The sequence below is a fragment of the Microcystis sp. LE19-195.1E genome (assembly GCF_027532095.1).
GTDB lineage: Bacteria > Cyanobacteriota > Cyanobacteriia > Cyanobacteriales > Microcystaceae > Microcystis > Microcystis aeruginosa.
In genome coordinates this window covers 1-4,176 of record NZ_JAPZSZ010000239.1, presented here as the reverse complement: position 1 = coordinate 4,176, position 4,176 = coordinate 1, and the positions used below count along the sequence as shown (strand labels likewise).

Annotated in this window: 4 protein-coding genes and 1 pseudogene; 4 read left to right on the top strand and 1 reads right to left on the bottom strand. The window is 44.7% G+C overall.

The genetic code is table 11. From position 1 onward, the window contains the following. Nucleotides 1–833 (bottom strand): Rpn family recombination-promoting nuclease/putative transposase (locus tag O9300_RS13415; RefSeq protein WP_287972123.1); only part of this gene is annotated, 833 nt, incomplete at its 3' end. Between the two features lie 40 nt (nucleotides 834–873). Between O9300_RS13415 and O9300_RS13410 the strand changes: the two genes are divergently transcribed. From O9300_RS13410 to O9300_RS13395, 4 genes and pseudogenes are all read left to right on the top strand, one after another. After that, complete coding sequence (locus O9300_RS13410) at nucleotides 874–1,764, top strand: S66 peptidase family protein (protein ID WP_287972122.1); 891 nt, start codon at nucleotides 874–876, stop codon at nucleotides 1,762–1,764. Nucleotides 1,765–1,825: 61 nt separating this feature from the next. Further along, nucleotides 1,826–2,803 (top strand): SDR family oxidoreductase, encoded by a 978-nt coding sequence (locus O9300_RS13405; protein WP_190723518.1) that lies wholly within the window; start codon nucleotides 1,826–1,828, stop codon nucleotides 2,801–2,803. Between the two features lie 23 nt (nucleotides 2,804–2,826). Further along, nucleotides 2,827–3,744 carry an NAD(+) kinase gene (locus O9300_RS13400; RefSeq protein WP_190723516.1) on the top strand — a complete coding sequence of 306 codons (918 nt, stop codon included), beginning with the start codon at nucleotides 2,827–2,829 and terminating at the stop codon, nucleotides 3,742–3,744. Between the two features lie 86 nt (nucleotides 3,745–3,830). After that, nucleotides 3,831–4,037, top strand: a pseudogene (locus O9300_RS13395) (ion transporter); the annotation flags it as partial. Nucleotides 4,038–4,176: the final 139 nt, after the last annotated feature.

The following is a 4,176-nucleotide window of genomic DNA, read 5'->3' as shown; positions in this document are numbered from 1 at the left end:
GCCAAATAGTTAAGCACTGTTTCCAGAGTCAAGTCTAAGCGTTCCGAGATTTGTTGCGGGGTTAAACCGAGGTCTTGCAGTAGAGGAATTGTTTTCAATTTTTGCAAGTTTATTCCCTGTTCAATTCCCCGTTCAATTCCCCGTTCAATTCCCCGTTCAATTCCCTGTTCAATGCCATCTCCAAAAGCTTCTTGATAGAAACGAGTTTGTTTTAGGTCTTGTAGTTCCAACATAGCTTCAATTTCCTCTCGACTTTTTTGGGGTAACTTATAAATGATTATCGTTTCGATTAAATCAATGACATTTTTCTGCACTAAGCGATCACTCAGTTCTCTTTGAGCCTGTTTAATTAAAATCTTAGCAGAATTAACAGCTTGACTCTCACTTTCAGTGACCAATTTGATCATGGCGATCGCTAAGGAAGGAATCTCGTCATTTGCCAATTCATCCAGATAGATTCTTTTAATCCTTGCTAAGGATAACAAATCTGCAAATTGCTGGGGATGTTCTCGCTCAATTTCTCGGCTAGGATAAATAACAACTATCTGCCAGGGTGACACAGGTTTATACTGTCTAAGATATAAGAAAAGTTCCGAAAATAATCGATAATATAGGTCTTCATCCTTTTGAAACTGCACTTCTACCAGATAAAAGGGCGAATTTTCTAGATTATCGAGCGGCAAAAATAAACCATCCAATCGAAAAGCTAGTTGTTTAACTTCTTGGGAAGTAAATCGATAATTGCTAACCCTAGCATCGGGTTGAGCGATTAATTCAAAGAACGAATCGGGAAAATCGAGAAACATTCGATAGAATATGCTGTCAGTTTTCATGCTGCCACAAAATTGCCTGTAATTTCAGCTTAATCCGCCTATGATCATCCCATCATTTCTGCAACCCGGTGCTAAAGTTTCTCTGGTGGCCACCAGTGGTGACATCAAGGAATTAGCCGCCCTAGAAAAAGGCGTAGAAATCTGGCGATCGAGGGGTTATCAAGTGGAATTTAGCGAGAATTGGTCGAATCGTCGCGGTTATCTCGCTGGTAGCGACGAGCAACGTCGTCAAGCTTTAGCCCAAGCATGGCAAGATGCCGATTGTCAAGCAATTCTCTGCGCTAGGGGGGGTTACGGTAGCGCTCGCCTCTTAGAAAATTGGACATGGGCAAAAACTAACCCGAAATGGTTAATCGGTTTTTCCGACGTGACGGGGATTTTATGGAGTTTAGCGAAACAGGGCATTTGTAGCGTTCACGGGGCAGTTTTAACCACCTTAGCCCAAGAAAGTCCCCAATCAATCGATCGCCTCTTTTCTCTTCTGGAAGGTCGTCCTTTAGCCCCTCTTATCGGTCAAGGTTGGGGTGGGGGCAAAGTGCGGGGACGCTTATTACCAGCTAATTTAACCGTAGCCACCCATCTCCTCGGAACCTCGGTTCAACCCACCCTAGAGGGGGTAATTTTAGCCCTAGAGGACGTAACCGAGGCCCCCTACCGAATTGATCGAATGTTAACTCAGTGGCGAATGCTGGGCATTTTCTCCCAAATTAAAGGCATTGCTCTCGGTCGTTTTAGCCGTTGTCTGGCAGCCCCCGGTAGTGATAGTCAAACCGTAGAGGAAGTCTTAAAAGAGCGTTTGGGCGATTTGGGTATTGCGGTTATTGCTGAGTTACCTTTCGGTCATGATGGCGATAATGCCGCTTTACCGGTGGGAACAATGGTAGAACTGGACGGGGATCGGGGAATCTTAGAATTTTTCTATCCCCAATGATCCACTTTTTTGATAGTATCTTAGAGAAGTGTTAACAAATGTAACAAAAAATTAATTATAGATGAAAGTATTAGTTGTCGGTGCGACGGGAACCCTAGGGCGACAGATCGTGCGTCATGCCATCGATCAGGGACATCAAGTGCGTTGTTTGGTACGCAGTCAGAGAAAAGCGGCTTTTTTGAAGGAATGGGGCGCGGAATTAGTCGGGGGAACCCTGCGGGATAAAAGTACGATTATTACTGCTTTAGAGGGAATGGACGCAGTGATCGATGCCGCTACTGCCCGGGCGACGGACTCGGCCAGCATTAAACAGGTGGATTGGGATGGTAAAGTTAATCTGATTCAAGCGGCCAAAACCGCGGGAGTAGATCGCTTTATTTTCTTTTCGATTCTCAATGCCGAAAAATATCCCAACGTGCCTTTAATGGAGATAAAACGCTGTACCGAGAAATTTCTAGCAGAATCGGGTTTAAAATATACAATTCTGCGTCCCTGTGGCTTTATGCAGGGTTTAATCGGTCAATACGCCATCCCGATGTTAGATAATCAAACGGTCTGGATCACGGGGGAAAGTACGGCAATCGCCTACATGGACACCCAAGATATCGCTAAATTCGCCGTTCGCGCCCTAGAAGTCCCCGAAACCGTCGGTCAATCCTATCCCGTGGTGGGCAGCAAAGCTTGGAAAGCTGAAGAAATTATCGAAGTTTGCGAACGCTTATCGGGTAAAGAGGGGAAAATTTGGCGTTTACCCATGGGATTACTGCGTTTTATGCGGGGAATAAGCCATTGTTTCCAATGGACCTATAATATATCCGACCGACTAGCTTTTGCGGAAGTTCTCGCTAGTGGTCAAGCTCTTGATGCCCCCATGGCAGAAGTTTATCAAGTATTTGGCCTTGATCCGAGTCAAACAACTACTTTAGAATCCTATTTACAAGAATACTTTAGCCGCATTCTCAAGAAGCTCAAGGAAATCGACTTCGAGAAACAAAAAGCTCAGAAGAAGAAGAAAACTCCTTTCAAAAAGAAAGCGTGATTCAGCAGTAGGAAAATTTGTCAATGCCCAAAATCGGCATTATTTACAACGATATTAAGCCTATCGCTTGTAAAACAGCCCATCAGATACAAGATCAGCTACTTTCCCTAGGTTGCCAGGTGTTTATGGCTACTGGCAGCGGTGGCCTGCTAGGCCATTCTAAACCCTCTCGTCCGGTTTGTTTTACCCCGATCGATCAGTTAGTCCCCCCCCACTTCGAGCAAGATTTAAGTTTTGCGATCGTGTTGGGGGGCGATGGTACAGTCCTATCGGCGGCCCGGCAGTTGGCCACCCTCAATTTGCCCCTGTTAACGGTCAATACGGGACACATGGGCTTTTTGACCGAAATTTACCTAAATCAGCTTGAACCCGCCTTAGAACTGGTTCTAGAGGGTAATTACACCATCGAAAATCGCTCGATGATCACGGTGCGACTATTTCGCGAAGATACCCTCCTCTGGGAGGCACTTTCTCTCAATGAGGTGGTCGTCCACCGCGAACCCCTCACCAGTATGTGTCATTTTGAGATTCAAATTGGTGAACACGCGCCCGTCGATATCGCTGCCGATGGGGTGATTCTCTCCACTCCTACCGGTTCTACTGCCTATGCTCTCAGCGCCGGTGGCCCGGTAATAACTCCCGATGTGCCAGTATTACAATTAGCCCCCATTTGTCCCCATTCTTTAGCTTCCAGGTCCTTGGTATTTTCTGACAAGGAAACTGTGAATATTTTCCCAGCAACTGCTAATCGGATGGTGATGGTAGTGGACGGTAATGGCGGTTCTTATATCTTGCCAGAAGATCGAATTAATGTGCAGAAATCCCCCTACAATGTTCATTTTATTCGTCTGCAATCGACGGAATTCTTCCGCATCCTCCGGGAAAAATTAGGTTGGGGTTTACCTCATATTGCTAAACCAACTTCGGTGGAATTACCTTAATCAGTTATCAGTTATCAGTGATCAGTTATCAGATGTGAGCTTTCAGTTCACTGATTACTGGTTACTGTTTACTGATAGCTGAATTTATGCTCTCTTTTCGTGCCAAAATAGCTTTTTATTTAGAGGATGTCACCACGGCGATCGGACTGACGGTAAATCTGCTTATCTTGGCATTAATTTTACTATCTTTGGGGATTTATGTGGCTCAAACCTATCCCTTATCCGCCACTTGGCAAATGTGGTTACGTCAGCTTGATTGGGGAATTTTAAGCTTATTTTCCCTAGAGTATTTAGGCTCTTCGGGAATTGTTATGCAAATAATTAACTTAAAATAAAATTCGATGAGAGCGCCTACACTCAAAAGTATCTGAAATCCATATAGGGAAGGACTTAAGGCATCAACAGGTTAATACCAAAAGATAGACAATCGAG